Raw genomic sequence first — 22099 nt, 5'->3', positions numbered from 1 at the left:
GTGACAAAAAAAATAGTTATTGGTATTATCTTAGTTTTTAATATAATTTATTTTTCATCAAACTTATATGCCATTTATCAGGGTGATTATTTGTTAAAATATAATGATTTAGCTTCTATTACTGGTAGTTTTTCTGTTACTATAGCTATATTTTTATTTTTTAAAGACTTTATAAATTCTGACAGTATTTTAAATTTTAAAAAATCACTTTCATTTTGGATTACTGTAGGCTTATTAATATATTATTTGGGTACAATACCAATTACAACATTAATGAATTCTATGCAGAGCATAACAAAATCTGAAGTGCATTTATTGTTTAATGTTCAATATATTTTAGTAACAATTATGTATTGTATTTTTATATTTGGAGCATTATGGAGTCAGAAGAAAGAGTAATAATTTTAATTACAACAACATTAATAATTGTGTTGTTTGTTATTTTTATTGTGTTATTATTTGGTTTTTTTCAAAAAAGGAAAAACTTACTATTACAGCAACAAGAAGAAGCTAAAAAAAGATTTGAAAGAGAAATTTCTGAAACTCAAATTGAAATAAGAGAAGAGACGCTTAGAAACATTAGCTGGGAATTACATGACAATATTGGCCAATTGTTAACCTTAGCAAAAATTCAGTTGCAAAGTGCAAGCGCAGGTAGTTTAAAAGATGTTTCAGAAACAATAACAAAAGGACTAACAGAAGTAAGAGCTTTATCTAAATTAATTAATCCTGAAGCTATAAAAAATATAAATTTAAAGGATGCTATTCAATTAGAAATAGATAGATTTAATAGGTTAAATTTTATTAGTTCAAGTTTAAATATTTTAGGAGAAGAACAAAAAATTGACGAAAAATCTAGTATTATCATCTTTAGAATTTTACAAGAATTTTTTTCGAATACAATTAAACATTCTAAAGCATCTAATTTAGAAGTTTTATTAGATTTTAAGGATAAAGAATTGTTAATAGAAGCTAAAGATGATGGAATTGGTTTTTCAACTTCTGAAAATAAATCTACAGGTATAGGTTTAGGAAATATAAAAAATAGAGCAAAATTAATAGGAGCATCAGCTGTATTTATATCAGAAAAAAACAAAGGAACAATTTTAAAAATAGTATATAAATTATGATAAAATATTCAGTTGTAATTGTAGACGATCATACATTACTATCTCAGGCAATTGCTGCAATGGTTAATACTTTTGATAAATTTAAAGTATTATATACATGTAAAAACGGACAAGAATTAATAGATAAGTTTTCTGAATCTCCTAAATTTATACCAGATGTGGTTTTAATGGATATAAATATGCCTATAATGAATGGTATAGAAACTACAGATTGGATTTCTAAAAATCATAACAACGTTAATGTTATGGCACTTTCTGTTGAAGATGAAGATGCAACAATATTAAAAATGTTAAAAGTTGGTGCAGTTGGTTATTTATTGAAGGATACTGAAAAAAGTGTTTTAGAAAAAGCTCTGATAGAAATTGCAGAAAATGGATTTTATCATACTAAAAGTGTTACAAGTTTATTAATGAAATCTCTTTCTGGAAAAGGAGAAGAAGAAGTTAAATTAAATGATAGACAAAAATCATTTATGAAATATGCTTGTTCAGAATTAACCTATAAAGAAATAGCAGATAAAATGTGCTTAAGCCCTAAAACTATAGATGGTTATAGAGATGTTTTGTTTACTAAATTAAATGTAAAAAACAGAGTAGGTTTGGTTATGTATGCTATAAAAAATAAAATTTACACTCCATAAAAAAAGTGTAAATTTGCAGCATGGAAGAAACGAATAGACAACGTAAAATAGCAGGGGTATTACAAAAAGATTTAGTAGATGTTTTGCAAAAAGCAGCTCAAGAAGGAATGAAAGGAGTTATTATATCTGTTTCTAAAGTTCATGTAACTTCAGATTTAGGTGTTGCTAAAGTTTATTTAAGTGTTTTTCCATCAGCAAAAAGAGAAGAATTAATTAAAGGTGTACAATCTAATACAGCTTTAATTAGGCATGAAATGGCTGCTAGAACAAAACATCAATTACGTAGAATGCCTGAATTGTTGTTTTTTGGTGATGATACTCTAGACTATATTGAAGAAATTGATAAATCTTTAAAAGGAGAGGATGTTAATCCTATTAAAAATCCTGATGTACTTCCTAGAAGACAAAAGAAATAAATTCAGAAATCTCATTTGAATTTTCCTTTATACATAGCCAAAAGATATTTATTTTCTAAAACCAGTAACAATGCCATAAACATTATTACTATTATTGCTTCATTTGGAGTAATAGTTGGTTCTTTAGCACTTTTTATTATACTTTCTGGTTTTTCTGGATTAAGAACATTTAGTTACAGTTTACTAGATGTATCTGACCCAGATATTAAAATTACAACAACAAAAGGTAAATCTTTTTTATTTACTTCAGATATACATGAGGTTTTAAATAAAAATGTTTCAATTAATGCCTATACTAAAATTGTTGAAGAACGTGTTTTCTTAGAGTATAATGATAAAAATGAAATAGCTTATATAAAAGGAGTTGAAGAAAATTACACTTCTATAACTAATATAGATTCTGTTATTAATGTTGGTAATTGGTTATACAAAGAGCAACCCAAAACTGCAGTAATTGGTAATGGAATTTCTAGAAAACTATCTTTAGGGATTTTAAACTTTGGAGAACCCTTATCTATTTTGGTTCCAAAACCAGGAACAGGTTTTATAAATCCATTAAACGCATTTTATAAAATTGATGTACAAATTGTAGGTTTGTACTCTGGAACAGAAGACTTTGAAAGTAAATTTGTATTTGTTTCTTTAAACGATGCAAAGGAATTGTTAAAATTTAAAGAGAATCAAATTACAGGAATTGAAGTAAAGTTAAACAACAATATTGACGCAGATTCTTTTCGAGATGAAATTCAAGCTGAATTAGGAAGTCAATTTAAAGTGCAAACAAAACAACAATTAAATGAGGTTTTTTATAAAGTAATTAATACTGAAAATTTTGTTTCCTATTTAATTTTTACACTAATTGTTATTATTGCATTATTTAATGTTATTGGTGCAATAATTATGATGATTATTGATAAAAAATCGAACTTAAAAACACTTTTTAGTTTAGGAGCTACAATTAAAGAAATTAAAAAAGTATTTGTTTTACAAGGTTTTTTACTAACTGTTTTAGGGATGTCTATAGGTTTAATTCTTGGAATTATATTAGTCTTTATTCAGCAAAAATTTGGGTTATTTATGATAACTTATAACTTACCTTATCCTGTAGAATTTAAATTTTCTAATCTTTTAATAGTTATTGTTACAATTACAATTTTAGGTTTTATAGCATCAAAAATTGCTAGTAGTAGAATTTCTAGAGAGTTTATAGAGAAATAGTGATAGAGATACTATTTTAACCTACCTTTTACTATAAAAGAACTTATTCAAAATCAGGAATAATTGCATTTCCAAATTTAGCTTCTACTTCATCAAAAGCTGCAAAAACATCTTTAGCATCATCAGAAGTAACCATTTTCATTCTGTATTCTTTAAAATGAGGAATTCCTTTAAAATAGTTTGTGTAATGTCTTCTTGTTTCAAAAACACCTAAAACAGGTCCTTTCCAATCAATAGACATTTGTAAATGTCTTCTAGCCATTTCTACACGTTGAGCAATTGTTGGTTTAGCTAAGTGTTTACCTGTTTTAAAGTAATGTTTTACTTCGTTAAAAAACCAAGGATAACCAATAGCAGCTCTACCAATCATACAACCATCTAAACCATAAGAATCTCTCATTTCCATAGCTTTTTCTGGAGATGTAACATCACCATTTCCAAAAACAGGAATGTGCATTCTTTGGTTATTTTTAACCTCAGCAATAGGTTTCCAATCTGCTTCACCTTTATACATTTGTGCACGAGTTCTTCCATGTATAGAAATTGCTGCACAACCCACATCTTGCAAACGTTCTGCAACTTCTACAATTCTAATAGATTCATGATCCCAACCCAAACGTGTTTTTACAGTTACTGGTAAGTTTGTGTGTTTTACCATAGCTTCTGTAAGAGAAACCATTAAATCTATATCTTTTAAAATACCTGCTCCTGCACCTTTAGAAACAACTTTTTTAACAGGACAACCAAAATTAATATCAATAATATCTGGCTTCGATTTTTCTACAATCTCAACTGTTTTTAGCATTGAGTCTAAATTGGCTCCAAAAATCTGAATTCCAACTGGACGTTCTTTTTCATAGATGTCAAGTTTCATTACACTTTTTGCTGCATCACGTATTAATCCTTCAGAAGAAATAAATTCTGTATATACCACATCTGCACCATTTTCTTTACATAAAGCTCTAAAAGGTGGATCAGATACGTCTTCCATTGGTGCTAATAATAATGGAAAGTCTGGTAGTTCTAAATTGCCTATTTTAATCATGTGGCAAAGTTACTTTTTTTATTTATTTTGCAGTAAGATATTTTATATGGAAAGATTTATAGATAATATAAAGAGTTATGTAGACTTAACTGCTGATGCAGAGAAAGATATATGTAATTTAGTTAAAGTTGAAGAAGTTGCTAAGGGCCATCAAATAGTTAAAGAAGGAAAGGTTTGTAGTAGATTGTATTTCTTATCTGAAGGAACTGCTAGAGCTTTTTTTTATCAAAAAGGAAAAGATGTTACACATTGGGTTTATCCTAATGAAACTATTTTTACTTCTTGGCATAGTTATTATTTAAGAAAACCATCTGTAGAATATATAGAGTTAACAGAAAAGTCTGTTTTAATGTCTTTAAGTTATGATGACTGGCAAGATTTATTTGATAAATATCCAGAACTTAATAGGTATGGAAGAATTATTATGGAGCAAGAATTGGCTATAATAGATGATTTTTATAAAGGGTATTATTTTTTATCTGCTAAAGAAAAATATAATTTATTACTTTCTGTTTACCCTAATATTATTCAAATTGCAAATTTAGGACATATTGCTTCAATGTTAGGAATAAGCCAAGAAACACTAAGTAGAATTAGAGGGAAATAATAAAAGAGGGTTTTGATTTAACAAAACACCTCTTTTATAACCAACCAAACACTAAAAAACTCTAACTACATTAAATCCAAAAAATACATTTCCATTTGCCCAATTTCCTTCTGCGTTGCTTAAAAAACCAGGTTCATTTGTAGATTGTGCATTAGAAAATAATAATTGAAAAACGTGTCCTCCAGTTTCTATATCTAACCCTATTGTTAATGGATTTTGATATAAAGACTTCTTTTCTCTATTAAAATTATATGCATAATCTGCATTGATGCTCATGCGTTTACTAACTTTTATTCTACCACCAAAACCCATTATAAATTGGTTGTGATTTAAGCCTTTTGTTACTCTAATATCTTGTAGATTTTGTCTTACAAAAGAAGGTGCAATAAGTAAGGACAAATTATTAGAAACCCTTCTAGAAACAAGTAATTGTGTTGCATAGCTCATTTTATCTGAAAATTTTAATTCAGGATATTGAGCTTCTTTTATTAACGTATTTATATTTGCTGTACCATACAAAACCATATTTACAGGAAATAGATTTGTTTGTTTAAATAAACGAACTTTTAATGCACTTGCATAAGTTCTGTTTAAAGATTCTCTACTTAAACTAACTTGTACACCGTTCATAAAACTATACAATAATTGCATTTTAGTATTGGCATCATCAAATCCAAAAAAAGTTTCTATTCCGTTTTTTAAGGTTCCAAATCTATGAGAAACAATCATGTATAAATCTCCTTTTTCTGCAATTTTTGTAGATTGAAGGTTTCCAATTTTCATTGCTTTAAAAGCAGGTAATTGGTATTTTTCTATTTTTATTTCATTATTTAATTCATTTAAAAGATCATCTTGAGCAGAACTACTTAAACTGCAAATTAGAGTGATTAATATGATAATAGATTTTTTCATTTTATAATATTTATTTTAGTATTATGCATTGATTTAGTTTTATTTCTTCAAGTAAATCATCAAACCCAATCATATTCCCTTTTATTTTTATTAGACTGTTTTTTGATAATTCTATATTTTTTAAATTGTTAAATTGACAATAAATAGAATTGTCTAATACAATTCCTTTTTTATCAATTTTAGTAATTATTCCTTCTAAAACAATTGTTTTATCTAGCCAGACATTTGAATCTTTTTTTGTTATTTTAAAGAAATCATTTGTTTTCCCTTCAAAATCAGCATTTTTAAATTCAATCTTTTTGTGAGATTTGTAGATGTAAGAATATCCACCAAAACCTATCAAACTAATTAAAGAAATAGTGATTAAAATATTTTTACTTCTTTTCAAGTTCATAATCAATTAAAATTTCTATTTGTTTTGCAATTTTTTTACGAACAATTCCAGGAATTTTTATATCAAAATCTTGAGGAGTTACCAAAAAAGACGTTTTAAAAATTAATTTTCCTTGTTGTTTTAAAACGACGGCTTCTGTTTTAATTTCTTTAGTTTTTCCTTTTATAGACAATGTGCCTTCTAAAGAAAATTTTTGGTTCGTTTTTAGTTTTTCTAATGAAAAATCTTTCAGCATTCCTTTAAAGGTAGCTTTAGGATAACTATCAGAATCCATATAGTTTTCATTAAAATGTTCTTGCATTAAAGCTACTTTAAAACCGAAACCTTTTACTAATAAAAGGGCAGCAACATCTCCTTTACTGTTTATAATTGCAGAAGAACTTTTATGAACTGCTTCTATTGGTTCAAATGTTGCAACAGATGCTTTAAAAGACGTAATACCAGAACGTGTAATATATTTTTGCGCAACAATTGATTGCAAGCACAATAACATTAAAATTAAAAGTGTTTTTTTCATTTTTTTTAGTTTTCTAGAAAGCCATCAGCTTTCCATTTATCTATAATTTTTCTTGTTGATAAAAGCAATAAACCAGATTGAGGCATTGGTGCAGTAGCATCATTCATCCTTTCTATTAAATTTCTATTTAAAGCTGCATTTTTAACATTTGCAAAAGTTGTTAAATCTAAACCATCACTTGGTGATGGTCCTCCATGACAAGTAATACAATTGTTTGTCATAATTTGTTTTACATCAGTATTATATTTTATAACTTTTGTTATTGGATTTGTAGTGTCTTCAATATCTGGAATAAAAGCTTTTGTGCAACTAGCAATTAAAAACATACTAAAGCTGAAAAGAAAAATAGTTAAGTGTTTTTTCATTTTTTTGTGAATTAATTTTGATAATTGATATTATTTACGCTTAATGTTTTATGTTCTTTATTATTTAAGGTGAAAGCAGTACTTATATTTGTTATATCTCCATTACTAATTGTTAAATCGTTATTTTTATCAGCAATTATTGTTAAATAATAAGATCCAGGATGTATATAGGTAAACAAAAAACTGTTTTCTTTTTCTGTTAAAGTTGGGAAATGTAGTATTGAATTAAAAGCTGCTGTATTTGATGTTAATTGACCATCTGTATTTGTTAATGGTTCTTTAGATAGATAAACAAATAAATTTGAATCTAAAATGTCGTTATTTCTACTAATATCAATTTGAATTGAACCTAGTTTAGGATGATCTGTTATTGTATAAGGATCTCCAGATTCTATAGCCATAGAATAAACATCATTTGATGTAGATTGTGCTAAAAATGTTGCAGATTTAGCTTTATCTGCACCAGTTTCTACATATAAATAATCTTCTCTAAATCCATTTGCAAAATCAATTTCAACTTCATTTTTAGGAAAATTTGTTTCGTTAGCAGCAGTTTGAGCTAAACTTAAATGTTCTTTTTTTCCTTTAAAAGTCATATGTCTAGAAGGAATTCTTGCCCCCAATCCACTTGTGTAAACATTAAAGAATATTTCATTGTCTTTAAAACGTATTTCGAAATGCATAATATCTTTGTTACCAATAGCATCTACAAAACGATATTTTTTATCATTAACAGCCAAGGTTTCTACTTTGTCTAATACAAAATAACTTGTTCTATAAATACCGTTTAAAAGACCACCATTTCTTGCCATAATTGTTCTCTTGTTTTTGTAGTTGGTTACAAAAAATGAAGTAAATAAGTTCCCCATAGAACCACCTTCATGTATGCCTTGTATGTGAGATTTTGAGATGGCTCTATAATCCCAAGCAAACCAAGGATATTCATCTGTAATTACCATATTTGTACCTACCCAATGACCTTGCATTTTTTCAAGAAAATCAAAACCATCAATATTTATATCTACTGGCTCTACTGTTACAGTTTCTACTGGGTTTTTTATACCAGAAATGTCTCTTAAGTTGTTTTCACAACTAAAAAATAATAACATACTTAATGCTAAAAGGCTAAAATGTTTTTTCATGTTTATTGTTGTTTTTCAGTGTTTCTTATCCAAGTTTCTATTAAAGGTTTTTTCATAATAAAAGTTGTTACTTCTAAAGTATCTTTATGTTTTTCTTTAATTGTAGTTGCATAAGTTTCTGTATTTGTTGCTCCAGAAACAGCATCTACATAGATGTTGTTTTCTTTTTTAAGGTTAAATAAAAAAAGATCTTTTTTTGTGCCAGTTTCATGTAAAACAGTAGTGTCGTCATTGTAATAAATAACTTTTCCAACTAGTTTAGTTTCTTGAAATTCAATTTTATAGGTGGCTTTGTAGTGATTGCTTTTTACATTCCATAACCCTATAATTTCATGATTTTTTTTTGAGTAAACCATAAAAAATAAGCAAACAATAATTAAAAATAATTTTTTCATAATTAAATATTTATTGCAAATATTGACGGAATTATTATGTTATTTTTTGACCTATATCAAAAAGCATTATTTATAGAATTAATTGTTTTGAATCTTAAAAAAAATGTACCTTAATAGCTAAAAAAAATAATGAAAACATCTTTAAAATGGCGTACAATTATTGCGCTTATCTTAATGTATATTGCACTTCTTTTAAACTGGGAATGGATTTGGGGGTTCTTTCTTTTAATTTGGGTTATTCCAGATTTAAAGTCTGGAACTACTTTTTTTATAGAACCAATATCAAAAAATAAAAACCCTTTTGTTTTTTGGCTGATTATAATTTCTTGGGGTTTAATGGCTATTTATTCTTTTTATCTACTATTTCTAACAATTTCAGAACTCTTTTACTTTTAAATAGGTTGTTTTGATTTATGTCAAAAAAGCATCAATTAAACATCTCTTTTTTTCAGTTTTGACATAAGTCAAAACAATTCTTTTTAATCAGTTTTAAATTTGTACTATAAATAATTTAAAACATAATATCATGAAAAAAGTATCACTAATACTTGTATTATCATTAACTAGTTTAATAGGTTTTTCACAAGAAAAAATTATTAATGTAGGGGTTTTTGGAGCTATACCTTTAGGAGAAACAGAAGATGTTTCAAAAGTAGGAATTGGTTTAGAAACAACGTATTTATTTATAAAATCTGGTAAGTTTAATATAGGAGCTTCTACAGGTGTTTCTTATTTTGGAGGAAAAAAAGTTTCTTATACAGAAGATAATACTTTAAAGCATTTTACATATAGAAATGCAAAATACATTCCTATTATGGGAGCATTTAGGTATAATACAACAAATGATATTTATTTAGGATTAGATTTAGGATATACAGTTGGTATTGGTAAAGGAATTAAAAATGGATTTCAGTATAAACCTAGAGTTGGATGGAAATTATCTAAATTACTAGCTATAAACGCTTCTTTTACAGGTTTGAAAGTAAAATCTAATACATGGAAAACTTTTGGGATAGGTTTAGAATTTAGTTTGTAAAAGTGATATTCTATAAATAATTGCTATGAATTTAAGGCTAGAGTTGGAGGGCTCTAGCCTTTTATCATAAAAAATATAATTAATATGGAATTAGGAAATCAATATGCTATAAAATCTATTTTTAAAAGATTTAAATTGAAAATATCAATTACATTTATACTTCTTATTTTCGAAAATGTATCTAAAGTATTACAACCTCTTGTTTTAGGAATAGCAATTAATGATTTATTGAATAAGAAAAATGACGGTCTTTGGCTCTTTAGTATACTTTACAGTTTTGGTTTTTTAGTTGGTATTGCAAGACGTTATTATGATACAAGAATTTATACATTTATTTATTCTAAAGTTGCCTCAGAAATAACAAATATTCAACATCAAAAAAATATTTCAGTATCTTCTATTGCAGCAAGAAGTTCTTTAATAAAAGAATTGATAGATTTTTTTGAACACGATGTTGCTCAGGCCTTTACATCTTTAATTGGTGTTGTTGGTGCATTAATAATGTTAACCTTATTTAATTGGTATATTTTTATAGCATGCCTAATTACAATTGTTTTAATTGTTATAATTTATTTGTTAAGTAATACTAAAATTTATAATTTTAATATTGGGTTAAATGATGAATTAGAAAATAGAATTACTGTTTTAGAAGCTAAAGATCAAATAGGAGTAATTAGTCATTTTAAAAATATTTCTAAATGGTTGGTTAAACTTTCTGATCTTGAAACTTTAAATTTTGGAATTATAGAAATATTATTATTCCTTTTAGCAACTTTTACATTATATATTTCAGCTAGCTCATTAAACGTAACAGCTGGAGATATATTTGCAACACTTACTTATATATTAGAATTTTCGAATGGTATTTTTATGCTGCCAATTGTTTTTCAACAGGTAATTAGGTTGCAAGAAATTAGTTCTAGATTAAAATCAATTTAAAATGAAAAAATGGAAAACTTTATTAGCTCTAATTTTAATGGCAATTGCTATTTATTTAAACTGGAGTTGGTTTTGGGCTCTTTTTATTTTACTTGGGTTAATTCATGTAATTAAAAGTGGAGAAATTCATTTTGTAGAAGCAGTTTCTAAAATAGAAACACCCAAACTATATTGGTTTATGGTTTTAATTTGGTCTTTTTTAGCATTGTATTCTATGTGGAGTTATTTGACTTAAATCAAAAAACACTTAAAAATTTAACTAGATATTTGCATTATAAATATAAGAAAGACATGAAGAAAAAAATAGCAATTTTAATAATGATTATATCTTTTAGTGCATGTGCTCAAAAAGATGTAATTGTTGGTGTTTGGAATGTGAAAACAGATATATACCAAGCTAAATATGAAATCGTAAAGTACCAAAAAAAGTACATAGGTAAAATACATTATTATAATGATGGAATTACAGAGTACAAAGGAAAAGATAAAAAAGAAGATTATTTTTTATCTGATGTAGAATATAAAGAAGGTAAATATATTAATGGTAAAATGTATTTACCAGATGGAAGTTTTTATAAAGTAATCTTTACTAAAAAAGATCATAATAAGTTAGAAGTATTAATGACTTTAAATGGTAAACCTTATAAAGAAACTTGGACTAGAAATATTTTAAAATAATACTTATGAGTAATACTAGACTTTTAATATATAGCATATTAGTAATAGCTGTTATAACAGGAAGTGTACATGGAGTTGCAAATTTTTTAAATCTAACAGATTTATATCCAGAATCTGTAGAATATTGGTTTTATATTGTAAATGATTTAAGTTTAATATATATAATTATTCCATTTTTTTTTATAGAAATTATTAGATATGGAGTTATTAAAAAATTAGGAAAAGATGTAATTTTAGATTCTATAGCTAATGTAATTACTTTTGGAGCGTTTATAGTTATAGAATATATTTTAGCATTATTTGCAATTGTTAAAGTGTATTATTGGCTTCATTATAATTTTAGTTTACCGCATTTACCTTTAAATATAGTTACAGTTATAGGAGCAATTTTATTAGCAGATTTTGCTTATTATTGGGATCATAGAACTATGCATAGAATTGGTTTAGGATGGGCAACACATACAGTACACCACAGTTCAGAACACTTTAATATGTCTGTAGCTTATCGTTTTGGACCATTAGATGCAGTGTTTCCAATTCTTTTCTCATTACCAATTGTTATGCTAGGATTTGACCCAATATTAATATTAGCAGCAGAAATATTTGTACAAGTATTTCAAACACTATTACACACAGAAATAATTGGGAAATTACCAAAACCAATTGAAAAAATATTTAATACTCCTTCTCATCATAGGGTACATCATGGTTCTAATAGACAATATTGGGATAAAAACTATGCAGGAATTTTAATTATTTGGGATAAACTTTTAGGCACTTTTGAGCCAGAAGTTGAAAAAGTTAGATATGGAATTTCAGAGCCTTTAAACAGTGTTAATCCTATAAAAGTATTTTTTCATGGATTATCTAGATTAGGAAGCAAACTATTGCAAACTAAAGGTGTTGTAAATAAATTTAAAGTTTTAATTAAACCACCAGATTGGACACCTTCTAAATAAAAAAATATGCTTAAAAATAATCAAATGATGCATGCTCTACCTGTAGAAGCATACACTTCAAAAGAATGGTTTGATACCGAATTAAAATATTTATTTAGTACAACATGGCAATTTGCAGGTTTGGTAGAAGATGTAAGTAAACCTGGAGATTATATTAGTGTACAAGCTGGTTTAAATAACATATTTATTGTAAAAGGACGTGATAATAGATTACGCGCATTTCATAATATTTGTAGACATAGAGGCACACAATTATTAAGAGCAGTAGGTAAAGCACAAAAAGCAATTACTTGTCCTTACCATGATTGGACTTATAATTTAGAAGGTAAACTAATTAGTGTTCCTAAAAGAGAAGAAGAATTTCCAAACCTAAAAGGAGAATTGCATAAATGTGATTTAAATTTACATGAAGCTTCTGTTGATATTTTTAAGGGTATGTTATTTGTACATCCAGAAAAAAATGCACCAAATATTATGGAGTATTTTGGTAACGTTAAACAATACTTAGGGCCTCATATACCAGAGGAATTGATAGAATATCAAACTAAAAAAGGAGAACCTTTTTATAGTAAAGAAATAAAAGCCAACTGGAAAATTGTTGTAGAAAACTATATTGACCATTACCATTTAGCACATTTACACGAAGGTACACTCAATATGTACAATCATGAAAAAGCAGAATTTGGTTGGGTTGGACCTCATTATTGGTTTCAGGAACCTTTAGTAGATATTTATCAAAAAGAAGTAAAAAAAGCTTCTCCTTTTCCTTTAATAGATAAAATGCCAGAAGATAATATAAAAGCATATGTTCCTTGGTTATTTCCAAATATTGGAATTACAGAAAGCGAAGGTTCATGGAATACTTTTCATGTATTGCCCTTAGCACCAGATAAAACTTTAGTAACCATACGTTCTAAAACAATGAATGTTAGTGAGTGGGAATATACAAAGCAGTACTCTAAATCAACTTTAAGTAATGTGTGGACTAAATTAGGAAATACAGGAAAATACGAAGGAGATAAAAATGACCCAATGGCAAGTGGAGATTTTATGTTAGAAGATATTTATGCTTGTGAACAACAGCAAAAGTCATTACAATCTCCATATTTTAAAGTAGGTGCTCAAGCAAAAAAAGGAGAATATGCTATTCAAAGATTTCAAGAAGAAGTAAAAAAATGGATGAAAAAAAATGGGGCTTTTAAGGAGCAATAAGCATGTACTTAATTATAAAACAAAAGATATGAAGAACTTGTTTATATTAATATTAGTAGTAGCAATTACAGCTTGTAATTCGGTCAAAGACAAAAAAGATAACAATAATTCAGAAATTAAAAATATGCTATCTGACTATGCTACATTAACAGTTATAGATATTTACAAAGGAAAAGATGGTTACACAGCAACATTAAAAGATGTAGCTGGTAGTTTATATTTTTGCACAATAAGTATTCCTAATTTAGAAGAAAATTATGTGCGTTTATATGTTGGAGATAAAGTAAAAATTACAGGAAAGTATACAGAGAATAAACCTGTACAGATTTTTGCTAAAAAAATAAAAGTAATAGAAAGAGCTACTTTTAAAAAGTTACCTGAACTAACAGTAACAAAAGTAATTGGAGAAAAAGACGGAGAAACTATTCATCTTAGAGATAAAGATAATAAGGCTTATAATATGATAGTGAGTATTCCTAACTTAGGAGATAATTATATTTCTTTAAAAGTAGGTGATAGAATAAAAGTAGAAGGAGATTATATTGATAGCTTTCCAACTCAAATTTTGACAAAGAAAATTTACAAGTTAAAATAATAAGTAAGATGTATACCTTAAAAGTTTTAGAAGTAAAAAAAGAAACTAAAGATGCTGTTTCAGTAGCTTTTGATGTTTCTTATGAATTGTATGATGCTTTTAATTACAAACCAGGGCAATTTCTTACGTTACAATTCAATCTGAAAGGACAACAAGTACGTCGTTCGTATTCATTATGTAGTTCTCCGGTTTTAGAAGAACCTTTACAAATTGGAGTAAAACGTGTAAAAAACGGATTGGTTTCTAACCATATTAATGATAACCTTAAAGCTGGAGATGTAGTTGAAGTTTTACCTCCAGATGGACGTTTTTTTGCTGATATAAAAAAAGAAAACTATAAAACATATTATTTGTTTGCTGCCGGAAGTGGAATTACACCAATTTTATCCATTTTAAAAACTGTGCTTTTAACTGAAGAAAGAAGTTATGTATATATAATTTTTGGAAACAGAAATCAAGAATCAATTATGTTTCAAAAAGAACTAGAAGAACTGAAGCAATCTTTTAAAGACAGGTTAATTCTTATACATACTTTAAGTAGACCAATAAATGCATGGAGCGATTTGTGGAAAACTTCTAGTAGTTACAATTATAAAAAAGGAAGAATAGATTCTAGTATGGTAAAATGGTTTATTAATGAATATCCACCTTATGCTCAAAATGCAGAATATTACATTTGTGGTCCTGGATCTATGATTTCTAATACCAAAAGAGCTCTTAAAAATATAGATGTTCCAGATTCAAGAATATTTACTGAAAGTTTTGGTGGTACCATTAAAGGTTCTAATATAAAAGGAGTAGTAAATGCAAAACTAATTGCAAAAATTAACAATACTCAAATAGAACTTACTGTTCCAGAAGGAAAAACAATATTAAGAACTTTAATTGATAAAGGTTTAAACCCTCCTTTTTCATGTGAAGGTGGAGTTTGTTCTACATGTGTTTGTAAACTAAAACAAGGTAAAGTTCATATGAAAAATAACCTTTCTTTAGATGAATCTGAGGTAGAGAAAGGATATATTTTAAGTTGTCAGAGTATTCCTTTAACACAGTTGGTAGAGGTAGAATATTCTAAATAATTTTCTTTCTAACTTTTTATTTTGACTTACATCAAAAGAAAATATAAAAAAACTCTTGAAATTTGTGGTATAAATGAATAGAATATTTATTGGCCAAAAATAATTCTACTTTAATTAATCTTTAAAAATAGAAGAATGAAAATTTTAAGAATAACATTAATAGTAACATTGTGTTTATTGTCTAACTTAACAACTAAAGGACAAAACATTCAAGATAATATTCTTAAAGCTATAGAGATAGCAGATAATGAATATAAAGTAATTGTTAGTAATAATATGGAGTTTACAAAAATTGAAGCTACCTATTTTTGGCCTTTATTAGATGAATACCTTAATAAAAAAGAAAAGATTCTTAATAAAGAAATAAATATGTTTTTACATGATTATACAAAAATGAATGAAAAAGAAGCTACAGTTTTTTTAAAAAATATATTAAAATACGATAAACAAAAGATACGTTTACAAAAGAAATATTTTAGAAAAATTATGAAAGTAATTTCAGCAAAAAAATTTTTACGTTTTAATCAAATAGACCATTTCATAGAAAGAGCAAGAGATTTTAAATTATCTTATAATCATCCATTAGTAAAAGGATAAATTTTAATAGTCATTTTAAAATATAAAAACAATGAAAGTCTATTTAATTAAAGCTTCTGCTGGAAGTGAATATTCAAAGTATAAAGCAGAAACTGGTGGTCCACCACAAAATATTTTTTCTGCAGCAGCTACAACACCAAAAAATGTAGAAATTGAAATGTGTGATGAAACTATTGGTATGAAAACAGATTTTAATTCTGATGCAGATATTATAGCTGTTTTTATGTCTACACCAGATGCATTTCGAGCATATGAAATTGCAGATAAATTTTCTGAGAAGGGAAAAACAATAGTGTTAGGGGGGTTACACACTTATTTTATGCAAGAAGAAGCTAGTAAACATGCAGATACTATTTTAATTGGTGAAATCGAAGGTATATGGGAGCAACTTTTAGAAGACTTTAAAAAAGGAGTTCTTAAAAAAAGCTATAAAAGAGATACAGTTTTTAATCTTAAAGATTTAAAGCCTTATCCAACTAATTATATTCATCCAAAACATTATAATTATACTTGGTCTGTTGTAGTTTCTAGAGGTTGTCCGTTTAAATGTGATTTTTGTTTAGTTCACAAATTTTTTAAAAAATTTCAATTACGACCAATTGAAAATATAGTAAGCGAGTTAAAGCATTTGAAGGAAATTGGTGTAGAGTGGGTAGAATTACACTCGGATAATTTAACGCAAGATAAAGAATATGCAATAGCATTATTTGAGGCAATAGCACCACTAAAAATGAATTTTTTTGGAGAAACAACTATTATGATTGCAAGAGATGAACGTTTATTGGAAGCTGCAGAAAAAGCAGGAGTTAAAGCACTTTTGTTCGGTATAGAAACACCAAGTGAAAAAGCATTAAAAGATCAAGGTAAGTCGTTTGTAAAACCAAATAAAATAAAAGAATATGTAAAAATTATTAAGAAATACAATATTGAAGTTGTTGGTGATTTTTTGTTTGGTTTTGATGCACATGATACTTCAATTTTTGAAGAAACATTAAATTTTGTAAAAGATATAAATGCAGATAAAGTTTATCCTCATTTGGTAATACCATTTCCTGGATCTGACACATTTAATCGTTTAGAAACAGAAGGAAGAATATTAACAAAAGATTGGTCTAAATATGAGGGAAGCAATGCAGTTTATCAACCTTTATTAATGTCTCCACAAGATTTAGAAGAAGGATTAATGTGGTTTTGGTATAAAAATGCAAGTTTTTCGGATAAAGTAAAATTTATGTTTAGTTAAAAAAAAATAATTATGAATATTTGGTTTTATATAGGAGTTGGTTTGTTAATTTGGGTATTGTATGACATGTATTATGGAGTAACTTGGACATTTAGACCTATTTATAGAAAATACGAACCTAATGCATATTGGTTGGTAACTATAATTTGGATAATTGTTGCAATTACCACAACTTTATCAGGAATTTTATAATAAAAAAGCCTTTCAAATTTGAAAGGCTTTTTATTTAAAACTGAATGTCTTTTTCTACTTCTGTCCCTTTTCGGTTTACAACAACTTTACTTTTGTCTCCTTTTTTAAACACAGATAAAGCTCGCATATAACTCATCATATCAACAACAGTGCTATCTCCAAGTTTTACAACAATATCTCCTTTTTTTAGTCCTGCTTTTTGTGCAGGTTTATCTTCAGAAATACCATCTATTCTCATTCCTTTTCCATCAAACATATAATCAGGAACTACACCCATTCCTACTTTAAAACGAGGAGAATTATTACTATCGTTTTTTGTTTTTCTAAAAGCTAATTTTCCATTATTATCTAAATCAGTAATAATATTAAAAATGTATTTACTAATAATTTCCATACCATCATAGTTCAGTTTTTCAGCATCATCACTTGGTCTATGATAATCTTCATGTTGGCCAGTAAAAAAATGTAAAACAGGCATATCTGCTAAGTAAAAACTAGTATAATCACTTGGTCCAACACCAGATTCATGTTCAATTAACTTAAAATTGTTATTATGAGATTTTAAAGTTTGTTTAAATATTGGCGAAGTTCCTGTTCCGTAAACAGCTAAAGCAGAGTCTTTTTTTAATCTACCAACCATATCTAAATTAATCATATAAGATACTTTTTTAGTATCTATTGTTGGGTTTTTTACAAAATAATTAGAACCTAATAACCCCATTTCTTCACCAGAAAAAGCCATAAATAAGTAGTTGTTATTGGTGTTTTTACCTTTTAATTTTGCTGCTAAGTTTAATAAAATTGCAATTCCAGAAGCATTATCATCAGCTCCATTATGTACAGCTTTAATAGAATCTCTGTATAAAGAGCCTTCACCACCATAACCTAAATGATCATAATGTGCACCTATTACTACAGTATTTTTGGCTTTATTGTCTGTATATCCAATAACATTATTTCCTGTTATAGTTCCATCTCCATTAACATCAAATTTAACTTCTTCATGTGGATTTGTTTTTGGCTTAAAAGTAAAAGGTTGTATAAAACCTTCAGTTCCTTTAGGGTTTAATCCCAATTCTTTAAATCGTTTTACAATATAATCTGCAGCAGCTTTTTCGCCTTTTGTACCAGTTTGTCTACCTTCTAATTTATCTGAAGCTAAAAAATGAACGTCTTCTTTAATTCTTGTTTCTTGATTAATTGCTGGTTTACAAGAAACTAAAAAACCGAAAAAGATTAAAAATAGGATGTATCTCATGATGATTAATATTATTTTAGCAAAATTAGAGAATAATTATCACTTATTGAATTAGATAAAAAATGAAATTTAAAATACTTTTTATACTAGCTATATCATTAGCTTTAGGGGCATGTAAAACCAACAAAAAAGACAAAACTGACGCAAAGTCTGGAGAAACTAAAAAATGGGAAGGTGGTTTAATTTTTCCAGAAGAGACTCATTTTAAATCGATGAAGCAAATTACTTTTGGAGGAGATAATGCTGAGGCTTATTGGAGTTTTGATGACAAACAATTAATTTTTCAATCTAATAATAAAGAATGGGGAGTAGAGTGCGATCAAATGTTTTTAATGAGTGTTGGAGATACTTTTAAAGATTCTATACCTCCAATGATTTCAACTGGATTAGGACGTACAACTTGTGCCTACTTCTTACCAGATAATAAAAGTTTTGTTTATGGTTCTACTCATTTAGGAGGTAAAGAATGTCCTCCTGCACCTTTAAGAAGAGAAGGTAAATATGTATGGCCTATTTATGAAACATACGATATTTTTGTAGCAGATTTAGAGGGTAATATTACCAAACAATTAACTACAGAACCTGGTTATGATGCAGAAGCAACAGTTTCTCCTAAAGGAGATAAAATTGTTTTTACATCTATGAGAACAGGAGATTTAGAATTGTTTACAATGAATATTGATGGAACAGATGTTAAACAAATTACAGACCAATTAGGGTATGATGGTGGAGCATTTTTCTCTCCTGATGGAACCAAATTAATTTTCCGTTCTTCAAGACCAAAAACTGAAGCCGAAATTAAAGAATATCAAGATTTATTAAAAGAAGGATTGGTACAACCAACAGAAATGGAATTGTATATATGTAATGCAGATGGATCTGAATTAAGACAATTAACAGATTTAGGAAATGCAAATTGGAGCCCGTTTTTTCATCCTTCTGGAAAGAAAATATTATTCTCTTCTAACTTTGAAGCAGAAAGAGGATTCCCTTTTAATTTATATATGATTGATTTAGATGGAAAAAATTTAGAAAGAGTTACTCATGGAGAAACTTTTGATGCTTTTCCAGTGTTTTCTAATGATGGTAAAAAATTAATTTTCTCTTCTAATAGAAATAATGGAGGTGGACATGACACCAATTTATTTATTGCAGAATGGCAAGATTAATTGCTTTTTTTAGATTTATTTAATAAAAATATTGCCAAAATTTAGTATCTTAATTGCTTAATTAATTATTTAAAAAATAAACTATTGGGAGCAAAAGAAAATATTTTAAGAAAAATTAGAATTTTAATTACAAACCAATTTGATTCTCCAGAAGAAGCCTTTAGTTTTTTTGATTCTGATAAAGATGGAAGGTTAAAAAAATCTGAGATTAAAAAATTATTAAGAAGTGCAGAAATAAGTGGTTTTTTAAGAGGAGTTGTGGCAAATGAATTGTTAAAAGGTTATGATAAATCTAGTGATGACACAATAAGTTGGGAAGAATTTAAAGTTGCAATTGAAGAATTAGAAAGAGATTTATAAAAGGACACATTTTAAAGTTAAAAAAGTACAATGAATTTCATTGTACTTTTTTTATTTGACAAGGATACTAAATAGCATATATTTGTCAGTTGAAAGTAGTTAGAAAACGAAGTATGAAGAACATAAGAAACTTTTGCATTATCGCACATATAGATCATGGTAAAAGTACATTAGCAGATAGATTATTAGATTATACAGGCTCTGTAACTGAACGCGAAAAGCAAAATCAGTTATTAGACAATATGGATTTGGAGCGCGAACGTGGAATTACCATAAAAAGTCACGCTATTCAAATGGATTATACTTTTGAAGGTGAAGATTATATTTTAAATTTAATTGATACTCCAGGTCACGTAGATTTCTCTTACGAAGTTTCTAGATCTATTGCTGCTTGTGAAGGTGCTTTGTTAATTGTAGATGCTGCACAGAGTATTCAAGCACAAACAATTTCTAATCTTTACTTAGCTTTAGAAAATGATTTAGAAATAATTCCGGTTTTAAATAAGGTAGATTTACCATCTGCAAATCCAGAAGAAGTAACAGATGATATTGTAGATTTATTAGGATGCGATCCAGAAGAAGTTATTCATGCAAGTGGTAAAACTGGTTTTGGAGTTGATAATATTTTAGCAGCAATTATAGATAGAGTTCCTGCACCAAAAGGAAATCCAGATGCGCCCTTAAAAGCTTTAATTTTTGACTCTGTTTTTAATTCTTACAGAGGTATTGAAACCTATTTTAGGGTGATTGATGGCTCTATAAAAAAGAATCAACAAATCAAATTTATGGCAACTGGTAAAGAATATAGTGCTGACGAAGTGGGTACTTTAAAGCTAGAACAAGTTGTTAAAAAAGAAATTAAAACAGGTGATGTTGGGTACTTAATTACAGGTATTAAAACTGCAAAAGAGGTAAAAGTTGGAGATACAATCACAGATTTCGCAAATCCAACAACCGATTTAATTGATGGTTTTGAAGATGTAAAACCCATGGTTTTTGCAGGTATTTATCCTGTAGATACAGAAGATTACGAAGAATTGCGTAATTCTATGGAAAAGTTGCAATTAAATGATGCTTCTTTGGTATTTCAACCAGAAAGTTCTGCAGCTTTAGGTTTTGGTTTTCGATGTGGATTCTTAGGAATGTTACACATGGAAATTATTCAAGAACGTTTAGAACGAGAGTTTAATATGACTGTAATTACAACAGTTCCTAACGTATCTTACCACGCATTTACTAATAAAGAACCAAATGAAGTTTTAATTGTAAATAATCCTTCAGATTTACCTGAACCATCTAAATTAAATAGAGTAGAAGAGCCTTTTATAAAAGCATCTATTGTAACAAAATCTGATTTTGTTGGGCAAGTAATGAGTTTGTGTATAGAAAAACGTGGGCAAATAGTAAATCAGACGTATTTAACAACACAAAGAGTAGAATTAATTTTTGAAATGCCTTTGGCAGAAATTGTTTTCGATTTTTATGATCGTTTAAAAACAGTTTCTAAAGGATATGCTTCTTTTGATTATCATCCAATAGGTATGAAAGAATCTAAATTAGTGCGTGTAGATATTTTATTAAATGGAGATTCTGTAGATGCACTTTCTGCACTATTACATGCAGATAATGCCTATACAATTGGTAAAAAGATTGTAGAAAAATTAAAAACATTAATTCCAAGGCAACAGTTTGATATTCCTATTCAGGCTGCAATTGGAGCAAAAATTATTGCTAGAGAAACTACCAAAGCTTTACGTAAAGATGTAACTGCAAAATGTTATGGAGGAGATATTTCTCGTAAACGTAAGTTATTAGAAAAGCAGAAAAAAGGTAAAAAGAGAATGCGTCAGGTTGGTAATGTAGAAATTCCACAAGAAGCATTTATGGCGGTTTTAAAACTGAATGATTAATTCATTTTAAAACCATTTTATAAGAATAAAAAACCTTCCTAAGAAATTAAGAAGGTTTTTTTATGAGAAGCTATTTCTTGTTGCAAAGTT

At 27.4% G+C, this 22099-nt stretch carries 29 protein-coding genes; 21 read left to right on the top strand and 8 right to left on the bottom strand.

The window, feature by feature from the left end:
- From MPF13_RS00205 to MPF13_RS00185, 5 genes are read left to right on the top strand one after another with little or no spacing between them, the layout of a single operon-like run.
- Complete coding sequence (locus tag MPF13_RS00205) at positions 1-399, top strand: hypothetical protein (protein WP_249980206.1); 399 nt, start codon at positions 1-3, stop codon at positions 397-399.
- A complete protein-coding gene (locus tag MPF13_RS00200) occupies positions 378-1130 on the top strand; it encodes a sensor histidine kinase (RefSeq protein WP_249980205.1) in 753 nt (250 codons plus the stop codon). Before MPF13_RS00205 ends, MPF13_RS00200 begins: the two co-directional genes overlap by 22 nt.
- Positions 1127-1771: a response regulator transcription factor gene (locus MPF13_RS00195; protein ID WP_249980204.1), complete on the top strand. Its 645-nt coding sequence runs from the start codon at positions 1127-1129 to the stop codon at positions 1769-1771. Before MPF13_RS00200 ends, MPF13_RS00195 begins: the two co-directional genes overlap by 4 nt.
- Before the next feature lie 20 nt (positions 1772-1791).
- Positions 1792-2187, top strand: a complete 396-nt coding sequence (gene rbfA, locus MPF13_RS00190; protein ID WP_249980203.1) for a 30S ribosome-binding factor RbfA — start codon at positions 1792-1794, stop codon at positions 2185-2187.
- Positions 2188-2202: 15 nt separating this feature from the next.
- Complete coding sequence (locus tag MPF13_RS00185; protein ID WP_249980202.1) at positions 2203-3405, top strand: ABC transporter permease; 1203 nt, start codon at positions 2203-2205, stop codon at positions 3403-3405.
- A gap of 43 nt (positions 3406-3448) precedes the next feature.
- Here MPF13_RS00185 and dusB read toward each other — a convergent pair whose 3' ends face one another.
- Positions 3449-4450: a tRNA dihydrouridine synthase DusB gene (gene dusB, locus MPF13_RS00180; RefSeq protein ID WP_249980201.1), complete on the bottom strand. Its 1002-nt coding sequence runs from the start codon at positions 4448-4450 to the stop codon at positions 3449-3451.
- A gap of 46 nt (positions 4451-4496) precedes the next feature.
- Here dusB and MPF13_RS00175 point away from each other — a divergent pair, with 46 nt between their 5' ends.
- Positions 4497-5057, top strand: coding sequence for a Crp/Fnr family transcriptional regulator (locus MPF13_RS00175; protein WP_249980200.1), 561 nt, complete (start codon positions 4497-4499; stop codon positions 5055-5057).
- A 51-nt stretch (positions 5058-5108) separates the two neighbouring features.
- On the opposite strand, the gene MPF13_RS00170 is transcribed toward MPF13_RS00175, so the two are convergent.
- Genes MPF13_RS00170 through MPF13_RS00145 form a run of 6 tightly spaced genes read right to left on the bottom strand, consistent with a single transcriptional unit; the run spans position 5109 to position 8782 of the window.
- A complete protein-coding gene (locus MPF13_RS00170) occupies positions 5109-5969 on the bottom strand; it encodes a DUF5777 family beta-barrel protein (RefSeq protein ID WP_249980199.1) in 861 nt (286 codons plus the stop codon).
- Between the two features lie 10 nt (positions 5970-5979).
- Positions 5980-6363, bottom strand: a complete 384-nt coding sequence (locus MPF13_RS00165; protein ID WP_249980198.1) for a hypothetical protein — start codon at positions 6361-6363, stop codon at positions 5980-5982.
- On the bottom strand, positions 6344-6880 hold the full coding sequence (locus tag MPF13_RS00160) for a YceI family protein (protein ID WP_249980197.1): 537 nt from the start codon (positions 6878-6880) through the stop codon (positions 6344-6346). Before MPF13_RS00160 ends, MPF13_RS00165 begins: the two co-directional genes overlap by 20 nt.
- Before the next feature lie 5 nt (positions 6881-6885).
- The gene (locus MPF13_RS00155; protein WP_249980196.1) at positions 6886-7245 is read right to left on the bottom strand and encodes a cytochrome c family protein; all 360 of its coding nucleotides are present in this window, start codon (positions 7243-7245) and stop codon (positions 6886-6888) included.
- A gap of 11 nt (positions 7246-7256) precedes the next feature.
- Positions 7257-8387, bottom strand: coding sequence for a hypothetical protein (locus MPF13_RS00150; RefSeq protein ID WP_249980195.1), 1131 nt, complete (start codon positions 8385-8387; stop codon positions 7257-7259).
- 2 nt (positions 8388-8389) lie between these two features.
- Positions 8390-8782, bottom strand: coding sequence for a DUF2147 domain-containing protein (locus tag MPF13_RS00145; RefSeq protein WP_249980194.1), 393 nt, complete (start codon positions 8780-8782; stop codon positions 8390-8392).
- 129 nt (positions 8783-8911) lie between these two features.
- On the opposite strand from MPF13_RS00145, the gene MPF13_RS00140 reads away from it, so the two are divergent.
- From MPF13_RS00140 to MPF13_RS00085, 12 genes are all read left to right on the top strand, one after another.
- Positions 8912-9178, top strand: coding sequence for a hypothetical protein (locus tag MPF13_RS00140; RefSeq protein WP_249980193.1), 267 nt, complete (start codon positions 8912-8914; stop codon positions 9176-9178).
- 130 nt (positions 9179-9308) lie between these two features.
- Entirely contained in the window at positions 9309-9818 is a 510-nt protein-coding gene (locus tag MPF13_RS00135) for a hypothetical protein (protein ID WP_249980192.1), read from the top strand.
- 84 nt (positions 9819-9902) lie between these two features.
- On the top strand, positions 9903-10757 hold the full coding sequence (locus MPF13_RS00130) for an ABC transporter six-transmembrane domain-containing protein (RefSeq protein ID WP_249980191.1): 855 nt from the start codon (positions 9903-9905) through the stop codon (positions 10755-10757).
- Position 10758: 1 nt separating this feature from the next.
- Positions 10759-10992 carry a hypothetical protein gene (locus MPF13_RS00125; protein WP_249980190.1) on the top strand — a complete coding sequence of 78 codons (234 nt, stop codon included), beginning with the start codon at positions 10759-10761 and terminating at the stop codon, positions 10990-10992.
- A 56-nt stretch (positions 10993-11048) separates the two neighbouring features.
- Positions 11049-11435, top strand: a complete 387-nt coding sequence (locus MPF13_RS00120) for a DUF2147 domain-containing protein (RefSeq protein ID WP_249980189.1) — start codon at positions 11049-11051, stop codon at positions 11433-11435.
- A 5-nt stretch (positions 11436-11440) separates the two neighbouring features.
- Positions 11441-12394 carry a sterol desaturase family protein gene (locus MPF13_RS00115; RefSeq protein ID WP_249980188.1) on the top strand — a complete coding sequence of 318 codons (954 nt, stop codon included), beginning with the start codon at positions 11441-11443 and terminating at the stop codon, positions 12392-12394.
- A 6-nt stretch (positions 12395-12400) separates the two neighbouring features.
- On the top strand, positions 12401-13606 hold the full coding sequence (locus tag MPF13_RS00110; RefSeq protein WP_249980187.1) for an aromatic ring-hydroxylating oxygenase subunit alpha: 1206 nt from the start codon (positions 12401-12403) through the stop codon (positions 13604-13606).
- Between the two features lie 28 nt (positions 13607-13634).
- The gene (locus tag MPF13_RS00105) at positions 13635-14201 is read left to right on the top strand and encodes a hypothetical protein (protein ID WP_249980186.1); all 567 of its coding nucleotides are present in this window, start codon (positions 13635-13637) and stop codon (positions 14199-14201) included.
- A gap of 8 nt (positions 14202-14209) precedes the next feature.
- Positions 14210-15280, top strand: coding sequence for a ferredoxin--NADP reductase (locus tag MPF13_RS00100; RefSeq protein WP_249980185.1), 1071 nt, complete (start codon positions 14210-14212; stop codon positions 15278-15280).
- Positions 15281-15415: 135 nt separating this feature from the next.
- On the top strand, positions 15416-15877 hold the full coding sequence (locus MPF13_RS00095) for a hypothetical protein (protein ID WP_249980184.1): 462 nt from the start codon (positions 15416-15418) through the stop codon (positions 15875-15877).
- A 31-nt stretch (positions 15878-15908) separates the two neighbouring features.
- Positions 15909-17120: a B12-binding domain-containing radical SAM protein gene (locus tag MPF13_RS00090; protein ID WP_249980183.1), complete on the top strand. Its 1212-nt coding sequence runs from the start codon at positions 15909-15911 to the stop codon at positions 17118-17120.
- Between the two features lie 12 nt (positions 17121-17132).
- Positions 17133-17312, top strand: a complete 180-nt coding sequence (locus tag MPF13_RS00085) for a hypothetical protein (protein WP_249980182.1) — start codon at positions 17133-17135, stop codon at positions 17310-17312.
- 34 nt (positions 17313-17346) lie between these two features.
- Here MPF13_RS00085 and MPF13_RS00080 read toward each other — a convergent pair whose 3' ends face one another.
- Positions 17347-18570: a M28 family peptidase gene (locus MPF13_RS00080; protein ID WP_249980181.1), complete on the bottom strand. Its 1224-nt coding sequence runs from the start codon at positions 18568-18570 to the stop codon at positions 17347-17349.
- Positions 18571-18632: 62 nt separating this feature from the next.
- Here MPF13_RS00080 and MPF13_RS00075 point away from each other — a divergent pair, with 62 nt between their 5' ends.
- From MPF13_RS00075 to lepA, 3 genes are all read left to right on the top strand, one after another.
- Positions 18633-19739, top strand: coding sequence for a TolB family protein (locus tag MPF13_RS00075; RefSeq protein WP_249980180.1), 1107 nt, complete (start codon positions 18633-18635; stop codon positions 19737-19739).
- Between the two features lie 84 nt (positions 19740-19823).
- Positions 19824-20099 carry an EF-hand domain-containing protein gene (locus tag MPF13_RS00070; RefSeq protein WP_249980179.1) on the top strand — a complete coding sequence of 92 codons (276 nt, stop codon included), beginning with the start codon at positions 19824-19826 and terminating at the stop codon, positions 20097-20099.
- A gap of 113 nt (positions 20100-20212) precedes the next feature.
- The gene (lepA, locus tag MPF13_RS00065) at positions 20213-22009 is read left to right on the top strand and encodes a translation elongation factor 4 (RefSeq protein ID WP_249980178.1); all 1797 of its coding nucleotides are present in this window, start codon (positions 20213-20215) and stop codon (positions 22007-22009) included.
- Positions 22010-22099: the final 90 nt, after the last annotated feature.

The sequence above is a fragment of the Polaribacter sp. Z022 genome, assembly GCF_023555495.1.
Taxonomy (GTDB): domain Bacteria; phylum Bacteroidota; class Bacteroidia; order Flavobacteriales; family Flavobacteriaceae; genus Polaribacter.
The sequence above is the reverse complement of the archived record's forward strand: the minus strand, read 5'-3'. Positions and strand labels throughout refer to the sequence as shown.